Source organism: Nostoc sp. DedQUE09, from assembly GCF_034530915.1.
In the GTDB taxonomy this organism is placed as follows: Bacteria; Cyanobacteriota; Cyanobacteriia; order Cyanobacteriales; family Nostocaceae; genus Nostoc.
In genome coordinates, this window is record NZ_JAVRCE010000001.1 from 1 (window position 1) to 25,281 (window position 25,281).

A 25,281-nucleotide genomic window follows, 5' to 3' on the forward strand; every position below is an offset into this window, starting at 1 on the left:
TGACTTTATTCTTGAAGCTCTTTTCTATGCAGCTTCAATGTAAATTGATATAAGTTCGTAAATTACAGGCTTTTTTCTAACTTAAAGTAAATAATGAGCAAGATAAATCAAGAGAATTATACTAAACATATTTTAGTTTGTGATGATATTGAACAAATGGTTCAAATGATGAAACTCGTCTTAGAATCAGAAGGTTATGAGGTGTCAACTGCAAATAGAGGTTTGGATGCAATTGACAAAATTCAGATAAAAAAACCTCATTTACTAATTACAAATTTAATGATGCCAGATATGAGTGGTTGGGATCTAATTAATTATGTTCGGCAAAATTTAAAACTAAATACTCTCCCGATTTTGATTGTATCAGCCAATAATGAAGAAGATTTTCTCAACAATGAAGTAGCTGGATTTCTTTTCAAGCCAGTTCAACTTGATGTATTTGTCAAAAAAGTCAAATCAATTTTAGAAGTAAGTTAATTGATTTTAACCGATTGGCATCTATCCAGGGTTTTTTATGTTTATCCTCTTTTAAGTGACAAATGAGTACTTGAGTGCAATTTAAAAATGACTTATTTGGATATATTGACTAAACAAAGTTGCTAATTAGGAATTATAAATAAACTGATTTAAAAGCCTTTCAATAGATAGTTGCAATAAATGATATTGACAATAATTCTCAATTTTTTAAATTGTAGGTTCTTTCCAATGAGGATTTGTAAGACTTGTCAAAATATGATCTTCCCATTGCCCATTAATTAACAAATAGTCTCTAGCGTATCCTTCAACGACAAAACCGAGTCTTTTGAGGACATTACCACTACGCCGATTGTGAGGCATATAGTTAGCCATAACTCGGTGAAAATTTAGCTCTTGAAATAGATATTGAGTTGCAGATTTTAAACCCTCTGTCATATAGCCTTTACCTTGTTTATTTTCAGCAAGGCTATATCCCACATAGCAAAAATGAGCTACTCCTCGGACAAAATTACTAAAATTGACCGTTCCAATAACTACGGTAGGATTTTTTTTGGTAAAAACAAATAGTTTTAACGATTGACCATTGATAAATTCCAGAAAACTATTCTCTATCTGATATTGCCAATATTCTTCAGTGAAAAAGCCATCAGCCCAAAGAGGATAGAATGGAGTGAGATAAGTTTTGTTATCAATGAAGTATTTGAGAATTTGAGGTATATCTTCATGGATCGCTGCTCGTAATAATAGGCGATCGCTTGCAATTATTGGCAGTTCTGATATCATAAATTACTTAATCGGCGGGATCTCTTCTCAGAATATTCTCTAAATGTTATAAATTCTCTCATAGTCTGCGGTTTAGCAGCAGTTAGATTAGCAGTCTTATTATCAGCACTGACGCAAGTTTTATAATTTTTTCATAAAGTTTGTCAAGAGTCAGGGGTCAATTAACTGATTTTATATAGACTTTGAACTCTTGACCAGCATGACAAAAGATATATCTATGCCCAATGCCCTTTACAAAAGATAGGGTGAGTATTTTTGCTCTTAATCTGCCATTCAACCAAAATCTTGATAAGCTGATGTCTAATATCTAGAGCGGAAGGATTGAGAGCCAATGGGTGATAAAGCACATTCCAGGGTACAACTTCGATAAAATAGCTTTGCCCAAAGGCTGTACCGCAGCAGATTTAAGCAAAAGACAGCTCAAGATTTAACCCAGTCTACAAGAAGGATAGTGATGTGGTGGGAATACGCTACGATTGGCAGGAATTAGAGATTCGGGCGATATACAACACGCCATTGCTAGAGCTTATTTATCAAGCTGCTAGCGTGCATCGCCAATATCATGACCCAACAAAAATACAAGTTTGTAAGCTCATATCTATCAAAACGGGAGGTTGTCCAGAAGATTGTAGCTACTGCGCCCAATCTTCCCGCTATAAAACAGAGGTAAAGGCGCAAGCACTTCTAGAAAAGGAAACGGTAGTTAACATCGCCCAGAAAGCTAAAGAAACTGGTGTTAGTCGCATCTGCATGGGTGCAGCTTGGCGCGAAGTCCGGGATAACTCACAATTTGAGGAAGTCCTGGAAATGGTCAAGGATGTGACTGCAATGGGTTTAGAAGTGTGCTGCACTCTGGGGATGTTGACCGCAAATCAGGCCAGGAAATTGGAAGAAGCGGGACTTTATGCCTACAACCATAACTTAGATACTTCACAGGAATATTACAGCACAATTATTACCACAAGGACATATAGCGATCGCTTGAACACAATTGAGAATGTCCGTCAGACAAATGTTACTGTCTGTTCTGGCGGTATCCTGGGTTTAGGCGAAACAGTCGATGACCGGATTGGGATGTTACAAACTCTGGCAAACTTACATCCCCATCCAGAGTCTGTGCCAATTAATATTCTTTCACAAGTACCGGGAACACCTTTAGAAAATCAGCCTGATGTCCCCATTTGGGATATTGTGCGGATGATTGCCACAGCCAGAATTTTAATGCCAGCTTCCGATGTGCGTCTTAGCGCCGGCAGGGCGAGACTTTCTCAAGTTGAGCAAGCTTTCTGCTTTATGGCAGGAGCCAATTCTATCTTTTCTAGCGACGACAACAAGATGTTGACGGTGACAACTCCCTGTCCAGATTACGATACTGACCGAGAAATGCTGAATTTACTTGGTTTGGGAATGCGTCCGCCTTCCCAAAGACAGGAGAAAGTAGCAAGTTCGGCTGTTGTAGGGTAAATATCTAATTGTGGGATAACCGAAAGGCCCATCCCACAATTAATAATTGGATATTTTTTACTTGAATTCCCTAAGCAGGTGTCAATAAAATCAACTGCTGTTGCAAAAGGCTTCTTACCTCATCCAATCCCAGTTCTACATTTGTCAATATCTCTGCAACTGTGGCATTAGCATCACATCTTTGCATAAACTCAAACTCTGCTACAGATAAATTAACAATTTGGTAATCGTAATTAAAGAAACATTGACTGGGAAATCCCTCAAGACAAGGATTCAGTTCGGGAATCGCTGCTAGTAGAGCGTTATCTTCTGACCAGTCGGCTTTAATTAAGGGAGGACGACCGAGGAAAAACTCGTAATGAGTTACTTCTGGGTCTAATAATTCTATCAGGCGATAAAGCTGGCGATCGCTCAATTCTTTTGCCCGTTCCACTAACTCTGGTGCTTTGCCTAAAAGTCTCTCCAAATCCCAAAAGCTCGGATTCGAGAAACCAATAAATTCCAATCCCGAAGCATCAATTAATTCAAACAGCGTCTCAATGTTGTAGTCAATTTCTTGAGGATGAACGTACATATCAGCAAAGTATTCATCCTTGTTGTTTTCTAGCGACCAACGTTGTTTATCGTATTTGACAATTCGGTTATTTTCTGGTAAAGAAGCGAATATTTGTCGCCCGACTTGGACACCATCGCGGTAGTCGCCTTTTTTGTCACCTTGAATAAGTGCGATCGCTTTTTGCATGAGTTGAATTTCCCAACGTCCCAACTCTCCGTACACAAAAATGTGCATTAAGCCGCCTGGGGCTAACTTCTTCGCCAAAGCTTGAATCCCGCGAATGGGATCGGGGGTATGATGCAAAACGCCAACACAGTTAATTAAATCAAACTCACCCGGTAACTGTTCCACATCAAACAAACTGAGGTGATGAAATTCAACCCGGTTAGCCCCTGAACGCTGACAACGTTCTTTTGCTACAGCTAAAGCACCAGTACTGAGGTCAATTCCCACAACAGAAGCTTGAGGATTGAGGTGAACTAGGTACTCTGTACCTACACCAGTACCGCAACCTGCATCTAAAATCCGAATATCTTGTCTTTGGGGTTTTTGACCTGTGCAGAAGTTATGAGCGGCTAGCCAATTCCAGCGCCAGTTGTACCCTGGAGGTGGTTCATCTAACAGGGCTTCTGGCGGAAAGGGGTAGGTATTGTAGAGTTTGGCAACAGCAGCACTAACAGTTTGAGAATCGGACATGATGAGGAATAACGCAGTATTTCTGAGTTTAGCGGATAGTGGCTGGTTAGAGCAAAGATTACTATTGCTTATTTCCTGCTACTTATCCAATAGCAAAGTCAGTAAATTGGCGTTTATAAGGAGCATGAAATCCTAATACAATATCTTCTTTCGGTACACCAGCAGCAATTAATTCATTAGCGATACCGATTTCTGTACCATCTCTTTGTATCCAAATTTTTTGTCTTTGATATCAAGTTGATATATTTGCTCAAGCTGAACCGACACAGTACCAAATAGCATTGGATATTTTAAATTCAGCCAAAGAGTACTGGGAAGTTAATAATATAACTCTGAAATTTTTACCTATAAACAAATAGGTCAGTTTAGCCTTGAGAGAAATTAAGATATAGTCCAATCTTTTAAACGCAAATTAGGAACTTTCTCAAAATCCTTACGGTTGCGAGTTACTAAAATGCCATTCACCGACAACGTAATTGCAGCAATTCGCAAATCTTGTGTGCCAATGCGGATTCTTTGGCGAATCAAGTCTTCGTAACAATTAATAGCATACTTTTCAAATGCTAGCGATCGCACATTTTTGAAAAATTCTAAAGTAGCCTGTAACTTGGCGTAAGCTAATAGCAATGCATCAGATGAAGAAGCCTTTCTGATTACATTAAACCTTCCACGCAGTTGTTCTTCAACTGTAATTATCGTTATGGCAATGTCTTCAGAATTTACTGCATTAATACGCTGTGTAATAACTGGATGCATCTGTTGAAAAAGTGAGACGTGATCCGTATCAAGTATCCATAAAGTCACTTAGTTTCATTCTCCGCATCAAGTTGCCGATAATATTCCTCCATTTGTGCGTCAAGTTCACGACGATCAGCTTCTATATATGCTAGCACCTCGTCAAATTGAGGATCATCCTTGAACATACCCGCAAATTTCATCCAAGGATGTTCGGTTTGGGGAGGTTCAATTTCCAAAGTCACTATTTCTGGTTTTCGCTCTTGTAAAAGTTGAATTAGTTTTTCTAGTGCTTCTTCTTTAGTTACACCAGAGCCTTTAAAATCTGGTAAGCCTAGCACTGTCGCACTAACTCCGCCATCTGGTTGATTTTCAATCAGCACATCATAATTTAACTTGGGTACAGTATTGTTAGGATAAGTTTTTACAGTTAAATTCATAATATTTTGAACCTTGAAGTTTTATATTGATTATAACTGCTGACCTACTTACTGCTAACTTGAAAGTTTGTACGTGTTAGCGTAGCGTTTCGTAGATGACTACAAACCTTTAAGAATTTACACTGGTTTACTTATCTATGGTTTGATTTTTATCATATTGTCTTTTGCGATCGCACCAATGATTTACAACCAATCAGAGTTTAATTTACGCTGTGAATGGGGGCCGCAAGGAGTTGCTGAACTAGCTCCTATCAGTGATGTAGTTGTGATAGTTGATGTTCTCTCTTTTTCTACTTGCGTAGAAATTGCCACTAACAACGGCGCGATAATTTTTCCCTACGCATATAAAGATGAATCAGCCATAGATTATGCCAAATCAGTGCAAGCAGAGTTGGCAAGTCAGAGACAACGTTGGACTACAACCGGATATTCTCTCTCGCCAAAATCGGTGATTCAGATTTCTGCTGGAACCAAATTAGTTTTACCATCACCTAACGGTTCTTTCCTGACTTTACATACTGGAACTACGCCAACTTTGGCTGGCTGTTTGCGAAATTGCCAAGCTGTGGCGCAGTTTGCTCAAAAGTATGGCGATAAAATCGCTGTGATTCCTGCTGGTGAGAGGTGGAAAGAAGATGGTAGCCTCCGCCCTGCATTTGAAGATTTAATTGGTGCTGGGGCAATTCTCAGTTATTTAAATGGCAGTCTATCACCAGAGGCGGAAGTTGCTGCGGCAACATTTCAAGCTTTCCGGCAAGATTTATTGGGATACTTGAAAAAATGCAGTTCTGGTAAAGAGTTGATTGAAAAAGGTTTTGAGTTAGATGTTGAACTATCCGCCGTTTTTAACATTAGTAATTGCGTGCCTTTATTTAAAGATAATGCCTATGCCAACGTAAGTTCGACGAACCTCTCTCTGCCTTAAACTAAAGTTCAAGTCTGTGCTTATCCGATTCCAAGAGGGACGGTTTTGTGTAGTCAAACCTCTAAAAATTTTTTTGATTGAGTCAATTATAGGGACACTAAATGAGCCGTCGAATTCACGTTATCTAAATTCCAAAAACAAGGTTAATTAGGTGCCAAGTTTTAATTATGCATATGCCATATTTAAATACCTTTGCCTTGCCAAGCTACTCTTGTGTTTTTCCCAAGCAATGGTTGTGTTGATAATCTCGTCTAAATCATTGTGTTTTGGTTGCCAACCCAAAACCCTATGGATTTTATCAGCACAAGCTGCAACACAGGCAGGATCGCCTGGACGACGTGGTGCGGCAATAACGGGAAAATCTACACCAGAAATAGCCTTGACTCTTTCAATAACTTGTCGCACGCTGTATCCTTGCCCATAACCGCAGTTGAAAATTTGGCTTTCACCTCCTTTTTCTAAGTAATCCAAAGCATCTAAGTGAGCAGTCGCCAAATCTTCAACATGGATATAGTCTCGAATTGCGGTTCCGTCGGGCGTAGGAAAATCAGTACCAAAAATTCGGACTTCTGGCCTGCGCTTGAGTGCTGCATCACAAGCAGCTCGAATCAAGTGTGTGGCATTCGGTGACATTTGCCCCAATAGTCCACTTGGTTCAGAACCTGCTACATTAAAGTAACGTAAAATTACGTAGTCTAGCGCAGATACTGCTGCATAATCCTGGATCAGCCACTCACTCATCAACTTTGAACGTCCGTAAGGATTAATGGGCTGTGTAGGATTCGACTCAGTAACAGGATTTTGTTCTACTTCTCCATAGACTGCGGCTGTGCTGGAAAAAATGAACTTGTTAACACCCATAACGCTACAGCAGCGCAGCAAATTTAAGGTGTTGCGGGTATTGTTGGCGTAGTAGTCGAGGGGATGAGCTACTGATTCTGGAACAATCAGACTAGCGGCAAAGTGTAAGACTGCGCTGAATTTATGCTGGGCAAAAACTTGATAAAGATGTCCACTGTCTACTAAATCGCCAATAATTAGTTTCCCGTGTAGTACTGATGCTGGTGAACTTGTAGAGCAGTTGTCGTAAACTACGACATCATAACCAGCTTCCCCTAGTTGGCGAACTACATGGGAGCCAATGTAACCAGCACCGCCAGTTACCAATATTTTCTTTTTCATTTCTTTTTCCTTATCTACCTTTACCTAACAAAACAACTCGGATGGTTTTGAAGGCGATCGCTAAATCCAACCAAATGGAATAATTTTTGATGTAGTACAGATCGTATGACAGCTTTTCGTAAGCATCCTCTATAGATGCTCCATAGGGATACATAACCTGTGCCCAGCCTGTAATTCCAGGTTTGACCAAATAGCGAACTTCATAGTAAGGAATCGCTTCTTTGAGTTTGACATCAAATTCTGGTCGTTCTGGACGAGGCCCAATCAGACTCATTTCACCTCGTAAGACGTTCCATATTTGAGGTAATTCATCAATACGCAACAAACGCAGCCAGTATCCGACTCTGGTGATTCGTGGATCGCGTTGACTAGCCCACTGCGCCCCCAATTTTTCTGCATCCTGATACATGGAGCGAAATTTATAAACTCTAAATGGTTTACCATGTAACCCACTTCGCTGCTGACTGTACAATATTGGGCCAGGGCTATCTAGTCTAATTAGTAATGCAACCAACAACAGAAGTGGTGCAACTAATACTAGTAAAAATAGTATCAATATGATATCGATAACTCGCTTCAGTTTCATACTGAAGTAACCAGGCATTAGGTTAAAACCATCGCTAAAGGCCAACCATTTATCTTGTAACAGCGACGAAGGTAGTTTATACCAAAATGTTTCGTAAACATCCGGCAATGTGTAAACCGGAATGCCTCGCAATCGCATCTGCATCAACTGTTGTGCTTGAGACTTAGACAAGTTTATCTGGGCTGTAACTATTACCCCAGACCAGGATTCTTGACTCCATTGCGACAAATCGCTCAGGCTTCCCTGATAACTCAGATTTCTTTTTGGTAAGTCTATAGCTTTTTGGTTTTCCTCTGCTAGAACAGTCAACTTCCCTAAAGGATTAAGTTCTAACAATTTTTGTGTAAATTTGATAGCATTATCCCCCAATCCTAGTATTAACCAACGACTTTTTAGAGCGTGCGATCGCACCCATCTCACCGCCATTACGCGCAATATTATTGCCCAGATAGTAAAGATTCCCAAGCTAGGTAAAAAGACACTCCGCCACGTTACCGGATTCTGTTGGGCAATACCTGATAAGTAAATTAGGGCAGAAATAAAGAATGCGATCGCAATGCTACAAATAATAATTCGAGCAGGCGCTCTTAAACCTGAAATTTGTCGATCTGGATGGTAAGCATCTGCTAAATAAAATGCTGCAAGTATCATGCAGACAAATGTATAAGGTAACGGATTTAGCCAATGTAATGGTTCATCTAAACGCAACCATTGTGCGATCGCTAAACAAATTAGCAATCCAAAAATATCCCCTAACAAAAGCAATATCGGTAGGCTACGGACTATATTTGGCAGCCTAGTATTGGTAGGTAAACTAACATAACTTGTGGAAGTCATTGGTTTTTCTTATTCTTCAGTATCCTGAACTCGATTTCTTTGTTAAAACCAGCAACAGATTCAAAGAAGGGAATATTAAAGACTAGCCGTATTGTGCCAAAACATACAAAAATAAAAAATTTTGTATACTCTGTTTTTCAAAGAAATTGGAGATTAGGTATTACAAGCTAGGAAGGGAACTATTTGTGTGTCGGTATAGCATATCTGTAGGATATACATCCTAACTTGCATTGGCTGTACGAACTACACTACGACTTCAAGGTTCTTCTTTTGACATTTGCATTATGCCATGAGTGTAGTCAATCTGAACTTTATATTTAATTTTTTGATTAGCGTATATTTGCTGCTAAAGTAGGTGTTCACAGAGTAACAAAATAAGTAAAAATATTATACAAGCTGTTGAAATGCTGTTATTAAATCAATATAAAAAAAGTAAGTGGGTGAAAAAAAACATAATCATGTTAACAAAAATAAACGAGGCTAAAAGCTTCTTCCTTCCTATATTTTGCCTTCTACTCCTGCCCGAACTCAACTACAAATATTTACGTTTTTCTGCTTAATGAGTTGAAATAAATGCTTTTCAATCTAATCTAAAATTCTAGAAAAAAAATTAAAAACACCTTGACATTCAGATAATATTTCTGGGATAAATCTAAAGAAATATAATAAAAAGCAAACACTTTAGAGAATACGGGCACTTGTATTATGATTTTTTATACAGATAATTAGTAATTAATCCTAATTATGTCCAAATGACTATCTTGGACTACCAAAATTGTGAAGCAAAATTAGTAAAAACAATTTCAGGTATTCGTAACATACTCCATGCCCTCTAACCAAGAAGACCAAAACTCCTTAGATTTGCAGCAATACTCCCTACTTCTGAAAAGGCGTTGGCTAATTATAGCTGCGGTGACTGCCTCTATTTTTGGACTGTCAGCTTTGAGTGCTATCAAGCAAAAACCAATTTATGAAGCAGAAGGTAAGTTGCTTTTCAGTAAAACTGACCGCGTTTCTTCACTGACAAGTCCCTCGGCACAAGTTGGGGAGTTGAGAAGTGTAACTGAAATCAACAGTCCGTTGGATACAGAAGCAGAGGTCATTCGTTCTAATCCAATAGTTAAGAAAACTATTGCTAGTCTTAGGTTGGTAGATAAGCAAGGAACACCCTTGGAAATAAATGAGTTTCTCGAAAAAGTCAAAATTAAAAGTGTCCGGGGTACAGATATTTTGGCGATTTCGTATAGCAGCAGCAATCCAAAAGAAGCCGCAGATGTTGTGAATTCGCTGATGAGATATTACCTAGAGAACAATATTCACATTAACCAAGCCCAAGCGACAGTGGCAAAGAAGTTTTTACGCAAGCAATTGCCTGAACTTGAAGCAAGGGTAGTCAGATCGGAAGCAGCTTTGCGTCGATTTAAAGAAGGAAATCGGGTAATTGCTTTAGATCAAGAAGCAACAAAAGGAGTGGACAAACTCGCAAACTTATCAGACCAGATTACCCAAGCCCAGGCAAATTTAACGGATGCTGAGACTCGCTCACAACTTTTGCAACGTCAATTGAGATTGAATTCGCAGCAAGCTGTGGATATGGGGAATTTAAGTCAATCAAAAGCTGTGCAGGAAGTATTAACACAATACCAACAGGTGCAAAACCAGTTAGCAGTAGAAAAGACTCGCTATACAGACAAACATCCTACGATCGCTAATTTGTTAGCAAAAGAAGCAGCCCTCAAAAAGCAGCTAGAAAGGCGAATTTTTGAGAATGCAGATAGAGAAAAATCTGTACCAGCCCAGAATTTAGGGATGGGAGAACTCAAGCAGACCCTACTGGCCCAGCTGGTACAGTCGGATGTAGAACGTTCAGCATTAGCTAACCGAATTACAATTTTGCAAAATGCATACACACTTTCCCAAAGACGATTAAGTGTTTTACCCCAACTGCAAGAAAAACAACAACAGCTAGAGCGACAGTTGCAAGTTGCTACATCTACTTATGAAGAACTGCTAAAGCGATCACAAGAAGTCGATGTAGTAGTAAATCAGAATGTCGGTAATGCCAGAGTAATATCTGCGGCTTTACTTCCTAAAAATGCTGTTCCTTCCAAAATTGCCTTTCACCTAGCGCTGGGTGGATTTTTGGGAATTTTGCTGGGTGTAGGGGTAGCTTTGATCTTAGAAGCTATGGATCAATCCCTCAAAACTCTTGAGCAAGCCCAGCAGTTATTAGGTTATTCTTTACTCGGTACGATTCCTCATTTGGCTCAAAAAGCTAAAAACAGTGGGGAAGGTTTAGTTGAACTAGCAGTCAAAGATAATCCATATCCGGGAGCAAGTTCAGCCTTTGAGATGCTTCAGACGAACCTGGATTTTACTATCTCCGATCGACCACTAAAAGTAATTGCCGTAGTTAGTTCAGCTCCAGGTGAAGGTAAATCATTTGTAGCTGCAAATTTGGCAGTAGCTAAAGCACATATGGGGCGCAGAATCCTATTAATAGATGCGGATATGCGTCACTCCTCCCAACAGGAAATCTGGAAATTATCTAATCCAGTCGGACTAAGTAATGTTTTAGTTGGTCAAGCAGAGTTTCGCAACGCCACTCAAGAAGTATTAGTTAACTTGGATTTATTAACGGCTGGGACAATCCCATCTAACCCCGCAGCATTGCTAGATTCGCAGCGCATGGCTTTGTTAATTCAAGAGGCAATCAAAGAGTATGATTGTGTGATTATTGATACTCCTGCCTTGAGTTTGTTTGGTGATGCACTCATGCTGGGCAAAATGGCAGATGGGATATTGCTAGTTGTACATCCTGAAGTGCTTGACCGTGCTGTTGCTAAGAGTACGAAAATCATGCTAGAGCAAGCGCGATCGCATGTTTTAGGAATGGTGGTAAATGGGGTTACTGCTGAAAAGGGGTCTGATTACTATCACTCTAGGGGATCTAATGGTGGAAAAAGGTCTGCTTTGAGTCAGATAAATTTGCCTGGGATTAAGAGCTTGATGAAGTTTATTTATTGACTTGACTATAAGTTAACTCTGGGTGGGATAGGTGTATTTTCATGATTAGAAAACAGACGCTCGAGCCTCGGCAGAAATTAGTGATTAAGGCAGGGCAAACTGAGCAGCAGTACTGGCAGGATATCTGGAAGTATCGGGAGTTGTTTTACTTCTTGGCTTGGCGAGACATCTTGGTGCGCTATAAACAAACGGCGATCGGGCTGTCTTGGGCATTGCTACGACCTTTTTTAACGACAGTTGTGTTTACTGTTGTATTTGGTGTTTTACTCAAGGCTCCGTCGGCAGGAGCACCTTACCCGATTGTGGTGTTTTCCGCGATGCTACCTTGGCAGTTCTTTTCCAATGCCTTGAGTGAGTGTAGTAATAGCTTAATTAGTAATTCTAATTTAATTTCTAAGGTTTATTTTCCGCGTTTGATTGTGCCAACGAGTGCGGTGATTGTGAGTTTTGTCGATTTTATGATTTCTGCAATCATCCTATTGGGATTTATGGCGTGGTATAACTTTGTGCCGGATTGGCGAATTTTAACGCTGCCGTTGTTTATTGCGATCGCATTTGCGGCGGCGATGGGATCGGGGTTATGGCTGGCGGCATTAAACGTGGAATATCGGGATTTCCGGTATATTGTGCCGTTTATTGTGCAGTTTGGACTCTATATTTCGCCGGTGGGTTTTAGTAGTAGTGTGGTGCCGCAACAGTGGCGACTGCTTTACTCGTTAAATCCAATGGTGGGTGTAATTGATGGGTTTCGGTGGGCAATTTTGGGTAAAAATTTTGACATTTATCTACCAGGATTTCTCTTGTCGGTGGCGTTAGTGATATTAGTGCTGATTACCGGAATTTACTATTTCCGCCGGATGGAGCGCAAGTTTGCGGACATTATTTAGGTACAGCGTTTCAGGAGTTGTTAGCAGAGGTTGGAGGATATATGGCAGATACGGTGGTTAAGGTTGAGAACTTAAGTAAGAGCTATGTGTTGAGCCATCAGCAGGAGGGATATCGCTATAAGGCGTTGCGCGATGTGATAGCGGATAGGGCAAAGTCTTTATTCAGCAAAATCCAAAATCCAAAATCCAAAATTCAAAATTCTTCTTGTGAGGAGTTTTGGGCACTGAAGGATGTGTCATTTGAGATTAAGCAGGGCGATCGGATAGGAATTATTGGGCGGAATGGGGCAGGAAAATCGACACTGTTGAAGATATTAAGTCGAATAGTAGAACCAACAAAGGGAAGTATTGAAATTCAGGGACGGGTAGCAAGTTTGTTGGAGGTAGGGACAGGTTTTCATCCAGAATTGACAGGAAGGGAGAATATTTTTCTTAATGGTGCAATTTTGGGGATGAGTAAGAAGGAGATTACACGCAAATTTGATGAAATTGTTAACTTTGCTGAAATTGAAAAGTTTTTGGATACACCAGTGAAGCGTTATTCTTCGGGGATGTATGTACGTTTAGCATTTGCAGTAGCGGCGCATTTGGAACCGGAAATTTTGATTGTGGATGAAGTTCTGGCAGTGGGGGATGTGCAGTTTCAGAAGAAATGTTTGGGGAAGATGCAGGATGTAGGGAAAGAGGGAAGAACAGTCATTTTTGTGAGTCATAACATGGGTACTATTCAGTCGTTATGTTCCCGTTGTATTTTGCTAAATTCAGGTCTAGTGATAGCAGATGATATACCTGCTTCTATTGTCCAGCTTTACCTAGAAAATTCTTCTGTATCTAACAATTTTACACGCCTTCCACAAAAGAGTGGAAAGCCAAGTATAGTGTCAGGTGAAGTTATATCACAACCTCAATTTGAAGATACTAAAATCCTAATCAATTTAAATATTCATACAAATGAACAGCGCAATATAAGTTTAGAACTTAGATTGTCCGATAATACCGGAATTACCATCGGTTTTGGTAATTTTGGGATATATCGATCTCATGAGGTAATAGAATTAAAAGCTGGATTAAATTTTGTTTCATTTACTCTTTCAATATCTCAACTTGCTGTTGGTTCTTACTTTATAAGTTTAGATTTAGCTTTACCTTGGTTAGAAATTTACGATCGCCTTGAAAACTGTCTTTTGTTTGAAGTCGTTAGACCTGCAAAAGATGGCACTAATTGTGTGATGTTACAGTCTTGGGGTTATGGTTCTGTAGAAATTCCGTTAGAACTGAAAAGTTATGGTTTGAAAAGTTAAATTGCTATTAATTACTTCAGGTTTTAAAATATTTCTTATGTTTTACTTACACTCTACAATAACAGCCATACAAATTATTTAGTCAACCCTAAAAATAAAGAATTTAAGGACTAAAAATATGCGGCTATTTCAACAAAAACATTTACTTGTCTGTCCCCAATGTAAAGCAGTAAAACTTGATTTTTTACCACATTTGATTAAATGTACATCATGTGCTGCTAAATTTACTCAAGTAGGAGATGATTGGTTAAATTTAATGCCAAATCAGCTAGTAAAAAATAATGAGGTAAACCAATGGCAAGAACGTCTCATAGAAATGGAAGGTTGGTATCAAGATTTAAGTTTAAATACTGAATCTTTAAATAATTGCTTCTTGTCAGACTACAGTCCTTACGCACCTTTATTAGCAACAATATCTGGAGATGTTCTGGACATTGGCGGAGGTATTGGTCTCCCCCGACATTATCTTCCACCTAATACTAACTATATTGTTATTGACCCAAGCCTCGAATGGCTCAAAACTGATTGGTCTTCGCTGATAGATAGTTTTCCATGTTTGGAGAAAAAACCTGATTTTATTCAGGGTATTGGTGAATATTTACCATTTCCATCACAGTCATTTGATGCTGTGCTATCCTTCTGGAGTCTAAATCATGCTAGTGATCCAAAACTGGTGTTTAGTGAAGTTGCTAGAGTGCTAAGACCAAATGGTAAATTCCTAATTGTTTTGGAGGATATGATACCCCAATGGTTAGATTTACTTAATCCAATGTTTCCAGCTAAAAAAGTCTTCAATAGTTTCTTTTATCTCTTGCATCCAAAGTTAGCACAGAAAATATTTCCTAGATTTCACATGTTTATTAAACTCCTTACATATGAACAATGGCCTTTGCAAAATGACCATATTTGTATCCTGGGATCAGAAATTAAAGATTGGGCTGGATACAATTTCGATATCACACGCCGAGTATGGATTAACCAGTATCTCACGTTTGAATTGAGAAAAAAGAGAACGAAATAATTTGACGTTCTTAGAGAATGTTTTAAAAGTCCCTCATGGTGTATTAAATATTTTCAGATCCCCCTAAATCCAACTTAATAAGGGGGACTACGTCTTAGAGGATGTTTGGAAAGTCTAGCTGAAATAGCAATTAAACAATGGGAGAACATTTTCGATCAACAAGTCGGCAAGATGCTAACAAAATTAAAGGGATGAGATTTTGGAATGCGTAATAATTTTTCAAACATTATCTCTCATATAGCAAACTAACATCACCATACAAGCACCAATGAAATCAATCACTAGACAGATTATCCCATCTTTTGTGCAAAATTGGCTGCGAGTTCAAATCCACGGTATTTCCCCGGTAGGACAAGTCAACTTCGGTGACCTGCGCCGCATCAAACCCATGAGTCCTAACTTCGGTTTTGATCGCGGAGTCCCTGTTGACCGCTACTACATTGAGAATTTTCTGACTCGGCAATCTAACGACATTCGGGGACGAGTCTTAGAAATTGGCGATAATTCCTATACGCGACAATTTGGCGGTGATCGAGTTACCCAAAGCAATATTTTCCACGCGGTAGAAGGGAATCCAGCAGCAACATTCGTGGGTGACTTAACCAATGCTGAGCATATTCCATCGGATAGCTTCGATTGCCTGATCCTGACTCAGACACTGCAACTGATTTACGAAGTCCCATTAGCGATAAAAACCATCTATCGTATCCTCAAACCAGGGGGAGTTGTATTGGTTACCATTCCGGGGATTACCTCCCTTTGCGATGACCAGTGGAGCAAGACTTGGTATTGGAATTACACAACGCTATCTGCGCAACGGCTCTTTGAAGAGGTTTTTCCGCCAACTCACGTTAAGGTCGAGACCTATGGAAATGTCCTGTCAGCAACCGCTTTTTTGCAAGGTTTAGCAGTTCAAGAACTCACACCGAAAGAATTAGATTTTCGTGACCCAAACTATGAAGTAATCATTGCTGTTAGAGCCGTAAAACCAGAAGCGATCTCATGAAAATCTCCTTTACTGGCAAATTGCACCGGAAACTGAAGCAGTTCCAGAAACGGTTTGCATCCAAAAGTCTCATCTTGATGTACCATCGCGTCGCTGAGATCGAATTAGATCCGTGGTCTTTATGTGTTACACCACAACACTTCGCCGAGCATCTCGAAGTGTTGCAAAAATATGCTTACCCCATTAGCCTCCTGCAATTAGCTCAAGCTCACCGGGATGGCAACATTCCCCACCGAGCAGTAGCTATCACTTTTGACGATGGTTATGCCGATAATCTTCATCATGCCAAACCCTTGCTAGAGCGCTACGGGATCCCAGCAACCGTCTTTATCAGTACCGACTACATAGGAAAGAAGCGCGAGTTTTGGTGGGATGAATTAGAAAGGGTACTTTTACAACCAGGGAAATTACCAGAAAAGCTGATTCTAAATATTAGCGCTAACATTCATCATTGGGAGTTGGGTGCAGCAGTAGATTACAGTCCAGAAAATTATCAGTGCGATCGCACTTCTCAAGCCTGGAAAGCTAAACCCGGTTCTCGAATGTATTTCTATTACTCAATTTGGCAAATATTGCGACCTTTGCCAGAAGCACAACGCCAAAACGCACTAGATGAGATCCTCACTTGGGCTACAGCCGAACCTAAACCACGCTCCACTCACCGTTCCCTTTTACCTGAAGAATTATCTGCTTTGGGACAAGGGGAATTGGTGGAAATTGGTGCTCATACAGTCACCCATCCCTTCCTGTCAGCACAGTCTACAACATTGCAACGGCATGAAATAAAGCAAAGCAAAGTTGATTTAGAAGAGACGATCAATCGTCCAGTGACGAGTTTCTCATATCCATTTGGCGATCGCACCGCAGAAACCATTGAACTAGCTAAAGCATCTGGATTTAGCTGCGCTTGCTCTACTGTTCAAGATATTGTCTGGCAACAGAGCAACCGTTTTGATTTACCTCGGTTTGGGGTCGAAAATTGGAATGGAGAAGAATTTGCCAAGCAATTATTGAGGTGGTTTCATGGTTGAACAGATAAATAGTAAACCATTAGTTTCCTGCATCATCATCTTCTTTAATGCTAAAAAAGAAAACTTCTTTGAAGAAGCCATAGAAAGCGTTTTTGCCCAAACTTACGATAACTGGGAACTGTTGTTAGCAGACGACGGCTCAAGCGACGAAAGTACAGCCATTGCTTTGCGATATGTTCAACAATATCCTGATAAAGTGCGCTATTTAGAACATGAAGGACATCAAAATCGCGGCATGAGCGCAACGCGCAATCTGGGTATTTGCGATGCTAAAGGTGAATATATTGCCTTATTAGATGCAGATGATATCTGGTTGCCACAAAAACTGGAGAAGCAGGTAGCAATATTAGAAGCTCACCCCGAAGCAGGTATGGTTTATGGCTCCACTCTAATGTGGTTTAGCTGGACGGGTAATCCTGAAGATGCGAAGCGCGATCGCGGGCGACATCTAGGTGTTAAAGTTGATACACTCGTAAACCACCCAACCCTTTCCAAGCTATTTCTAAAAGGTAAAGCATTAACACCGGCTAGTTGTAGTGTCCTTATGCGAAAGGAATTAGTCAAAAATGCTGGTGGGTTTGAGGAATCTTTCCGAGGCATGTTCGAGGATCAAGCTTTCTTTTTCAAAGCCTGCCTTAAGTCACCTGTTTTTATCGAAAGTCGGTGCTGGGATAGATATCGACAACATTCAAATAGCAGTTGTCATATCGCAGATACACTAGGTCAATTCCGCTTTGGCAAAATAAATCCTGCTCATTTTACTTTCTTGACCTGGGTAGAGCAGTATTTGTCTCAACAAGCAATCAGGGATGCTGAGATATGGCGGGCATTAAATGAAGCACTATGGCCCTATAAACATAAGAAACTATTCAATTTGTTGGAACCCTATCGACAAATGTCGCATTCAGCTAGGAAGTGGGCAAAGCAATTGCTTAAGCCCATCGTGAGACAAATATTGTCTGTACCTAAATTGACCAGATTAAAGCCTTAGTTTGAACACTTCAGATAAACCTTATCCACATACCCTAATTTCATGAAATCCAACATTAACTTAATCATTTCCACCCTGAGATGGCTTTTTTTGGGCATCAGATGGCGTTTGCAGAGGGGAGCATTTAATGTAGCAACATGGCCAAGAGAAAAGGCAATGCTGTTAAAGCTTCCCTTTATTACTCAACACATCTATGGTCCCCAGCAAGTCTACTATGCACTCGATGAGTTGATCGTCTTGTGTCTCGTTAGAAACGGAGAATACTATATTAAATCGTTCATAGAACATTATCTGAAGTTAGGAGCGAAACACATTGTCTTCCTTGATAATGGTTCCACCGATGATACAATCGCCATTGCTCAACGCTATCCTAACGTCACAGTTTTACAAGCAACCTGTCTGTATGGAAAGTACGAAAATGTCATGAAAGAGTACTTGGTTAAGCGGTTTTCCAAAAATCGTTGGAATTTGTTTGCAGACATTGACGAATTATTTGACTATCCTGGTTCTGATGTGATGAGTTTAAGTTCATTGCTGACCTATCTGAATCAAAACTCCTACACGGCTGTAGTCACACAAATGCTAGATTTATTTTCAGAATATCCTTTAAATGAAATAAAAAGTAATAAAGAGGATTATATTAGAGAACTCTATACCTATTACGATATTTCTAACATCCAAAAAAGTCGGTATGGTCATGGCAAACCATCTAATCCAAACATAAAGAAGATTCACGGTGGTATTCGGAAATCTTTATTTGGAACTGAGAACAACTTAAGCAAAGCATCCTTGACATTTGTGGATCGAAATATCAAGCTCTTTGTCATGGGTCATCATACTAGAAACTCCCGAATTGCAGATTTCAGCTGTGTTCTTTTGCATTACCCCTTCATCAGCACATTCTATGAGAAAGTTTTAGATGCAGTGCAGCACGATCGATATCAGCTTTCTGCGAGCGACCAATACAAGAAATACTGGGAAAGCTTGCAACAGAATCCCAATTTGAAGTTGAAAACAACTACAGCTTGCCAATTGAAAAGCATTAACGATTTATTGGATAACCACTTTTTAGTCGCGTCAGAAAAGTATCACCAATGGGTTAGAGAGCAGGCAAATCTAAACAGCATATCTCATTCAGAAATTTCACTCAGTCCTGGAAGAATCCAATGACATTGACTCAGTCTGGGAAGAACTCACTGATCAAATTCGTCAAATCGCGTGCCAAGCCTTACCTGCACCTACCTAGACACAGATTGTTTTGAGATTCCTCACATAGTTACCCAGTCAATCTTTTCCATATGACAAATACTCATCAACACCCAAGGACTATTGCTCTAATGCCTTGTGGTGGTCTATTTGAAGATTTTTTTGACACAAAAAATGTGTCATTTATGCGAGGCTTTAATTATTCCGTCACAAACTGAGATTTAACCTGTTCATTACAGATATGGGGTTTCATTTCAAAAAATATGGCATATTTTCAATCTGATTTATGTCACGATTAAAATGTCTGCAAATATTTAGTTTTTAGGTACTGAAATAAATGCTCAAATACTTATCAAAGTTTTTTTTCGTTCTTGGAGAAGATAAAAAGAAATTCGTTTTGTTAATATTAGTCTTTACTTCAGCCTCAATATTGGAGGCTATTGGTATCAGTTTTATTGCTCCGTTTCTTTGGCTTGCTTCCAACTCAAGTTCCTTGCATCAATCACCCTTACTTAACTGGATCTATATAACCTTAAATTTTTCATCTAAGGACTATTTTATTGTTTTTTGTGGGCTAGCACTCATTTCATTTTTCTGTTTAAAGTCTCTTTTGTATTTCCAAGCTCAATCGTATATCAATCGGTTTAGTTTTACTAGCTATGGTAGATTAATATCAAGACTATTGAGGGCATACTTGTCTGTTCCTTACACTTTTTATCTGAGTAGGGATACTGCAGGTTTAATAAAGAATATTATTTTGGAGACTCAGAACTTTTGCTATATGTCAATGCTTCCGATTTTAGAATCAACTTCCAATTCAATTTCAATAATCATTTTACTTTTATTACTTGCAAAAACAGATATACTTCTATTGGTAATTATATTTAGCATTATTCTGCCAACATTTTTATTGTTTTATCAATTGAGAAGTAAAGCAAGAAAATGGGGACAGGAGGAATCAGAAGCCTATCATAATATGATTCGTACTATCAATCACAGCTTAGGTGGAATAAAAGAGACCTATATGATCGGCTGTCAGCCCTATTTTATTAACTACATGGATATGCAGGCTAAACAACACTTAGTTGCAAAATCAAAGTTTTCCAACTTGGGGATACTACCAAGAATTATTTTAGAGACACTTTTAGTAGTCTTTCTGGTTCTAATTATTCTGGTTTATCAAATATTTTTAAAGGAAAATTCTCAGAATCTTATTTCAGTGTTGAGCATCTTTGCAGTTGCCTCAATTCGTTTGATGCCAGCAATGAGTCAGACTTTGGCTGCTATTGGTCAGCTTCAAAAGGGTAGTTACGCATTAGATATGTTGTATTCAGATTTAAAGAATGTTTCAAGCTATAAAATAAAGTCAGATAGACCATATCAGATGCTATCAGGAAACCTACAGACTCCGGCTCAGTTAATTCAAGAACCAATGTCTTTTACTGAATCAATAGAGTTAAAAAATGTTTCATACTCCTATCCAAATTCTGATAACTTGGCAATAGAAAAGATTTCCCTAACGATCAAACGTGGAGAGTCAGTTGCCTTTATCGGTAAATCAGGTTCAGGTAAAACAACTCTAGTTGATGTTATTTTAGGGCTTTTAGAAGCAACAAAAGGTGAAATTTTAGTTGATGGAATATCTATATGTAAAAATATCCGTGCTTGGCAAAACATAATTGGCTATATTCCTCAATCTGTTTTTCTAGTTGATGACACAATTGAGAAAAATATTGCATTTGGTGTACCTGAGAATGAAATTAACTATGAGAAGTTGAAACGAGCAATTCACTCTGCTCAACTTGCAGAATTAATTGAGCAGTTACCTGATGGGGTTAAAACCGCAGTTGGAGAAAGAGGAATACGTTTATCCGGGGGACAACGTCAGAGAATTTGCATTGCTAGAGTTCTCTACCATGAAAGAGATATTTTGGTTCTAGATGAAGCGACTGCAGCTTTAGATACTGAAACCGAAAGTCAGGTAACTGATGCAATTAACGCCTTAGCTGGGGAAAAAACAATTATCATTATTGCTCATCGTCTAAGTACAATTAAAAACTGTGACCGAATCTATTTGATGAATCAGGGCTACATTATTAAGTCTGGCAGTAGTAATGAAGTTCTTACAGAAGAAAGTGTATTGACTTGAAATGAAATAAAGTTGGGCTATTAGAAAACGGTGTACTCGGTACTCGAACGGGCTTCTAATCTGATTGATTATTCTACAATTATATTGTTTCTTTATGACACATACTCTTCAACAATCAGCGACTATTGCTCTAATGCCTTGTGGCGCTCTATTTGAAGACTATTATGACACCATAAACGTATCCTTTGAAACACTTCGTACAGAACAAACAGGTACTTGGATGTTCAATTACATTGACGCTTTAAAGCTTGTAGAGGTGCAAACAGTTCTGTTCTTCGTTTCCGGTCGTGTAAATGAGGTATTAAAATTCAGACATGAACCTACAGGTGCGACTGTTTGCATTTTACCTGCACCGAGGTTACATCAAGCCTTTCGCAAAATTGCTGCCCGGTTTGTGTTCCCTAAATTCAAACTACTTAACAAAATAGCTAATCGGCTAATCAAGAGTTTGGATTCCTATTTTGTTTTGCCAGTCGCTTTAATAAAGCAGGAACTAAAGCAGGAAAACTGCTGTGCTATCCTGTTTCAGGATTATCATAATCCCAGTTTCGATGTTTGTGTTTTTTTAGGGCGCATGATGCAATTACCTGTCTTTGCAACTTTTCAAGGGGGAATTGAACCAAGCAGTTTTCTAGAACTGCCTACACGTTTGGTTGCATTGCATTTATGCCAAGGCTTAATTATTGCGTCACAAACTGAGGCTCAAATTGTCCATAACAAGTACTGGGTTACCCTCAAAAAGGTATCACGCATTTTCAATCCGATAGATACCACGAACTGGCGAAGATTTGACTGTGAGACAATCAAAACTGAATTAGGTATTCCTTTAGAGGCAAAGGTAATAATTTATCATGGGAGAATTGAAATCAAGAAAAAAGGGCTTGATGTTTTACTAGATGCATGGAAAAAAATATGTCACAGACGACCTGACCAAACATTGCGTCTTTTACTGGTAGGCACTGGCACAGATGCTCCAAGTTTGCAACAAAAGATTGTTCGTGAAAACTTGAGAGATATTGTTTGGATCAATGAGTATATTCGCGATCGCAATGCAATTCAACGTTATCTCTCAGCTGCGGATGTTTACACTTTACCTTCTCGGCATGAAGGCTTTCCAGTTGCTCCCCTTGAAGCAATGGCAAGCAGCCTACCTGTAGTTGCTACAAATGTTCAGGGTATTCCAGAAATTTTTGAATCAGGTGAAATGTCAGGCGGGTTAATTGTTCCGATTGATAATGTTGAAGCTTTGGCTGCTGCTCTAGAGTCCATTTTAGATAATGAGGTTTGGGCTAAAGAATTAGGCAGACGAGCTAGAGAACGGGTAGAGCGGTACTTTTCCCTTGAATCAATTGGACAGCAAATGCGAAGCTTTCTACTAAACCAAGATTTGCCAAATTAGTAAAGCTGTGAGATAGACCAATCGGCTTTTCTGAATAACTATTTTTATCGCAAAATGCAACAAGAATTTGATACCCGGCCAGAAATAGGAGCCGCTTTCGGTCGTCACATCTTTATGGATGAGACAAGGCACTGGCGATACTTTTCTGAGATATTACAAGCTCAAAGCGGTGCGATTGTAAAACCTCAATTTTAATGTGATTATTTTACCTCACTCAAGCGGTAAAGGCTATACAGCACAAGTTATTATTAACATTTTTCAGGAAGAAAGGTATTGTCAAAATGCAAACTCCAGTTGCGTTCATCATTTTCAATCGCCCAGATAGAACCGCAAAAGTGTTTGAGGCAATTCGCCAAGCGCGTCCACCTATGCTCTTAGTTGCAGCGGATGGGCCTCGTGTAAATCGAATAGGAGAGTCCGAAAAATGTGCTGAAACGCGATCGATAATCGATCGCGTAGACTGGCCCTGCGAAGTCTTAACCAATTATTCTGACATCAATATGGGAATGAAGCAGCGGGAAGCTACTGCTTTTTCTTGGGTATTTGACATCGTTGAAGAAGCTATTCTTCTGGAAGACGACTGTTTACCTCATCCGACATTTTTTCCCTATTGCGAAGAATTATTGAGGTATTACCGTCATGATGAGCGGGTTATGACAATTTCTGGAGATAATACCCCCTTGGGCAATCCTAGAAATCGGCAGACTCAGGATAGCTATTACTTTTCGATTTATGCCCGAACATGGGGATGGGCAACCTGGCGTAGGGCATGGCAACATTACGATCTAGAAATGAAAAAGTGGTTAACCATTCGTGACGAGGGTTGGCTGCAAGACATTCTCAGAGATTCCAGAGAAGTCCAATTTTGGCAAAACCAATTCCAATCTACCTATGATGGTTTTGACACTTGGGACTATCAATGGATGCTCTGTTCCTGGTTACAAAATGCCTTGAGCATTATCCCCACAGTTAATTTGATTAGCAATCTGGGATTCGATCTGGATGGAACCAATACAACAGATCGAGGCGATCCACGCTCCAATGTTCCGACACAAGCCGTGCAATTTCCATTACAACATCCGCCCTTTATTATCCCAGATCGCCAAGCCGATCGTTTCACAAGAGAAAATGTTTATATGCCAAGTCTCTTGAAACGTGTCCAGAGAAAACTCAGAAAAACATTCAAAAATTTAAAATAATTTGTCGAACTGTTAATGTTTAACCATTGAATCTACTTATGCAAATTATTCATACTAGTTATTCTGATTTATCTGGAGGTGCAGCTCGTGCAGCTTACCGGATTCACCGTTGTCTGTTACAGACAGAAATAGACTCTCGGATGCAAGTTTTGTCAAAAATTTCTGACGATCCAACAGTTAGAGGTAATTCATTAAAAATCGGACGAATAACAACAGAAATTCGCACAGGTATTGGTTTATTAGCCAAAAAAACTATCAAAAGTTCTGATCCAACGCGTTATTCGGCTGGACTTCTTCCTTCTAATTGGGTAAAATCTTTTCATGCCTCTGATGCAGATGTGATAAATCTTCATTGGGTTGGTGCAGAGACTTTATCCATTAGTGAAATTGGTCAGATTCGTAAACCGATAGTGTGGACGTTTCACGATATGTGGGCATTTTGTGGAGCAGAACACTATACAAATGATGGACTTAATGCCCGCTGGCGTGAGGGTTATCGAGCAAACAATCGTCCACAGGACGAGTCTGGTTTCGATTTAAATCGTTGGACTTGGGAACGCAAGCAACGTAACTGGAAATATCCTTTCCATATTGTTTGTCCTAGTAACTGGCTAGCAGATTGCGTTCGCAATAGTGCATTGATGGCAGATTGTCCTGTCTCAGTAATACCAAATCCCTTAGATTTAGATAGCTTTCGTCCGATTGAAAAAACATTAGCACGACAGCTTTTGAATTTACCTCAACAGCGATCGTTAATTTTATTTGGTGCCTTAGGCGGAACAAATGATCCTCGTAAAGGTATTGATTTATTACTACAAGCTACCAGTTTTCTGGAAAATCAAAAGTCAAAAGATATAGAAATTGAAATAGTAATTTTTGGGCAGTCACGTCCGCGACAAGTTCCTAAATTGGGTTTCCCAGTTCGATACACAGGACATCTTGCTGATGATATTTCTCTCGCTTTACTCTATTCTGCTGCTGATGTTTTTGTTGCACCTTCTAGACAAGATAACTTACCGAATACAGTTGTTGAAGCAATAGCCTGTGGTACTCCTACTGTTGCCTTCAAAATTGGGGGAATGCCTGATTTAATTCAGCATAGGGTGTCAGGCTATTTGGCACAACCATACGAAGCAGAAGATTTAGCAACAGGAATTCAATGGGTTTTACAACAACAAAAGGAAAGTAAATCTGTTAGTTTAGCAGCTCGTCGTCATGCAGAATATATGTTTGACCCAGTTCGGATCGCACAGCAGTACGTTGCGGTTTATAAGGAAGCGATGAATATACAAAAAAAGGTGAGTCATAAATAAAACGCTAAAAATAATAGCTGTTACTATTGCACAGCAAAGCTCTCAAACTGTTTTACAGACGAATTTAGCA

The 25,281-nt window shown here is 39.4% G+C and carries 21 protein-coding genes and 1 pseudogene; 15 read left to right on the plus strand and 7 right to left on the minus strand.

Going from position 1 to position 25,281, the window contains the following annotated elements; translation table 11 throughout:
* Positions 1 to 93: 93 nt before the first annotated feature.
* Entirely contained in the window at positions 94 to 477 is a 384-nt protein-coding gene (locus RMY27_RS00005; protein WP_322659288.1) for a response regulator, read from the plus strand.
* 207 nt (positions 478 to 684) lie between these two features.
* Here the strand turns inward: RMY27_RS00005 and RMY27_RS00010 are convergent, their stop codons facing one another.
* Positions 685 to 1,260, minus strand: coding sequence for a GNAT family N-acetyltransferase (locus tag RMY27_RS00010; RefSeq protein WP_322659290.1), 576 nt, complete (start codon positions 1,258 to 1,260; stop codon positions 685 to 687).
* 456 nt (positions 1,261 to 1,716) lie between these two features.
* Between RMY27_RS00010 and bioB the strand changes: the two genes are divergently transcribed.
* Entirely contained in the window at positions 1,717 to 2,724 is a 1,008-nt protein-coding gene (bioB, locus tag RMY27_RS00015) for a biotin synthase BioB (RefSeq protein ID WP_322659292.1), read from the plus strand.
* Between the two features lie 70 nt (positions 2,725 to 2,794).
* Here the strand turns inward: bioB and RMY27_RS00020 are convergent, their stop codons facing one another.
* The 4 genes and pseudogenes from RMY27_RS00020 to RMY27_RS00035 all read right to left on the minus strand — a co-directional run bounded on the left by RMY27_RS00020 (position 2,795) and on the right by RMY27_RS00035 (position 5,151).
* A complete protein-coding gene (locus RMY27_RS00020; RefSeq protein ID WP_322659294.1) occupies positions 2,795 to 3,976 on the minus strand; it encodes a class I SAM-dependent methyltransferase in 1,182 nt (393 codons plus the stop codon).
* A gap of 82 nt (positions 3,977 to 4,058) precedes the next feature.
* A pseudogene (locus tag RMY27_RS00025) lies at positions 4,059 to 4,205 on the minus strand (element excision factor XisI family protein); the annotation flags it as partial.
* Between the two features lie 152 nt (positions 4,206 to 4,357).
* Positions 4,358 to 4,780: a type II toxin-antitoxin system VapC family toxin gene (locus tag RMY27_RS00030; RefSeq protein ID WP_322659296.1), complete on the minus strand. Its 423-nt coding sequence runs from the start codon at positions 4,778 to 4,780 to the stop codon at positions 4,358 to 4,360.
* Positions 4,777 to 5,151 (minus strand): hypothetical protein, encoded by a 375-nt coding sequence (locus RMY27_RS00035; RefSeq protein WP_322659298.1) that lies wholly within the window; start codon positions 5,149 to 5,151, stop codon positions 4,777 to 4,779. The genes RMY27_RS00030 and RMY27_RS00035 overlap by 4 nt, the downstream gene beginning before the upstream one ends.
* Before the next feature lie 142 nt (positions 5,152 to 5,293).
* Between RMY27_RS00035 and RMY27_RS00040 the strand changes: the two genes are divergently transcribed.
* Complete coding sequence (locus tag RMY27_RS00040) at positions 5,294 to 6,076, plus strand: 2-phosphosulfolactate phosphatase (protein WP_322659300.1); 783 nt, start codon at positions 5,294 to 5,296, stop codon at positions 6,074 to 6,076.
* A 165-nt stretch (positions 6,077 to 6,241) separates the two neighbouring features.
* Here RMY27_RS00040 and galE read toward each other — a convergent pair whose 3' ends face one another.
* Together galE and RMY27_RS00050 are read right to left on the minus strand one after the other, a co-directional pair.
* Entirely contained in the window at positions 6,242 to 7,258 is a 1,017-nt protein-coding gene (gene galE / locus RMY27_RS00045) for a UDP-glucose 4-epimerase GalE (protein WP_322659302.1), read from the minus strand.
* A 10-nt stretch (positions 7,259 to 7,268) separates the two neighbouring features.
* Positions 7,269 to 8,681, minus strand: a complete 1,413-nt coding sequence (locus RMY27_RS00050) for a sugar transferase (RefSeq protein WP_322659303.1) — start codon at positions 8,679 to 8,681, stop codon at positions 7,269 to 7,271.
* Between the two features lie 825 nt (positions 8,682 to 9,506).
* Between RMY27_RS00050 and RMY27_RS00055 the strand changes: the two genes are divergently transcribed.
* The 12 genes from RMY27_RS00055 to RMY27_RS00110 all read left to right on the plus strand — a co-directional run bounded on the left by RMY27_RS00055 (position 9,507) and on the right by RMY27_RS00110 (position 25,211).
* Positions 9,507 to 11,708 (plus strand): GumC family protein, encoded by a 2,202-nt coding sequence (locus RMY27_RS00055; protein ID WP_322659305.1) that lies wholly within the window; start codon positions 9,507 to 9,509, stop codon positions 11,706 to 11,708.
* Between the two features lie 41 nt (positions 11,709 to 11,749).
* Positions 11,750 to 12,595, plus strand: a complete 846-nt coding sequence (locus tag RMY27_RS00060; protein ID WP_322659307.1) for an ABC transporter permease — start codon at positions 11,750 to 11,752, stop codon at positions 12,593 to 12,595.
* A gap of 41 nt (positions 12,596 to 12,636) precedes the next feature.
* Positions 12,637 to 13,896 (plus strand): ABC transporter ATP-binding protein, encoded by a 1,260-nt coding sequence (locus RMY27_RS00065; RefSeq protein WP_322659309.1) that lies wholly within the window; start codon positions 12,637 to 12,639, stop codon positions 13,894 to 13,896.
* 118 nt (positions 13,897 to 14,014) lie between these two features.
* Complete coding sequence (locus RMY27_RS00070) at positions 14,015 to 14,917, plus strand: class I SAM-dependent methyltransferase (protein WP_322659311.1); 903 nt, start codon at positions 14,015 to 14,017, stop codon at positions 14,915 to 14,917.
* Between the two features lie 268 nt (positions 14,918 to 15,185).
* The gene (locus RMY27_RS00075) at positions 15,186 to 15,923 is read left to right on the plus strand and encodes a methyltransferase domain-containing protein (protein WP_322659313.1); all 738 of its coding nucleotides are present in this window, start codon (positions 15,186 to 15,188) and stop codon (positions 15,921 to 15,923) included.
* Positions 15,920 to 16,954 (plus strand): polysaccharide deacetylase family protein, encoded by a 1,035-nt coding sequence (locus RMY27_RS00080; RefSeq protein ID WP_322659315.1) that lies wholly within the window; start codon positions 15,920 to 15,922, stop codon positions 16,952 to 16,954. The genes RMY27_RS00075 and RMY27_RS00080 overlap by 4 nt, the downstream gene beginning before the upstream one ends.
* A complete protein-coding gene (locus RMY27_RS00085) occupies positions 16,947 to 17,945 on the plus strand; it encodes a glycosyltransferase family A protein (protein WP_322659317.1) in 999 nt (332 codons plus the stop codon). Before RMY27_RS00080 ends, RMY27_RS00085 begins: the two co-directional genes overlap by 8 nt.
* Before the next feature lie 42 nt (positions 17,946 to 17,987).
* Positions 17,988 to 19,115: a glycosyltransferase family 2 protein gene (locus tag RMY27_RS00090; protein WP_322659319.1), complete on the plus strand. Its 1,128-nt coding sequence runs from the start codon at positions 17,988 to 17,990 to the stop codon at positions 19,113 to 19,115.
* A gap of 373 nt (positions 19,116 to 19,488) precedes the next feature.
* Positions 19,489 to 21,300 carry an ABC transporter ATP-binding protein gene (locus RMY27_RS00095; protein WP_322659321.1) on the plus strand — a complete coding sequence of 604 codons (1,812 nt, stop codon included), beginning with the start codon at positions 19,489 to 19,491 and terminating at the stop codon, positions 21,298 to 21,300.
* A 94-nt stretch (positions 21,301 to 21,394) separates the two neighbouring features.
* Positions 21,395 to 22,699 (plus strand): glycosyltransferase family 4 protein, encoded by a 1,305-nt coding sequence (locus tag RMY27_RS00100; protein ID WP_322659323.1) that lies wholly within the window; start codon positions 21,395 to 21,397, stop codon positions 22,697 to 22,699.
* A gap of 281 nt (positions 22,700 to 22,980) precedes the next feature.
* Positions 22,981 to 23,898, plus strand: a complete 918-nt coding sequence (locus RMY27_RS00105; protein WP_322659326.1) for a glycosyltransferase family 2 protein — start codon at positions 22,981 to 22,983, stop codon at positions 23,896 to 23,898.
* 38 nt (positions 23,899 to 23,936) lie between these two features.
* On the plus strand, positions 23,937 to 25,211 hold the full coding sequence (locus tag RMY27_RS00110) for a glycosyltransferase family 4 protein (protein WP_322659327.1): 1,275 nt from the start codon (positions 23,937 to 23,939) through the stop codon (positions 25,209 to 25,211).
* Positions 25,212 to 25,281 lie beyond the last annotated feature (70 nt).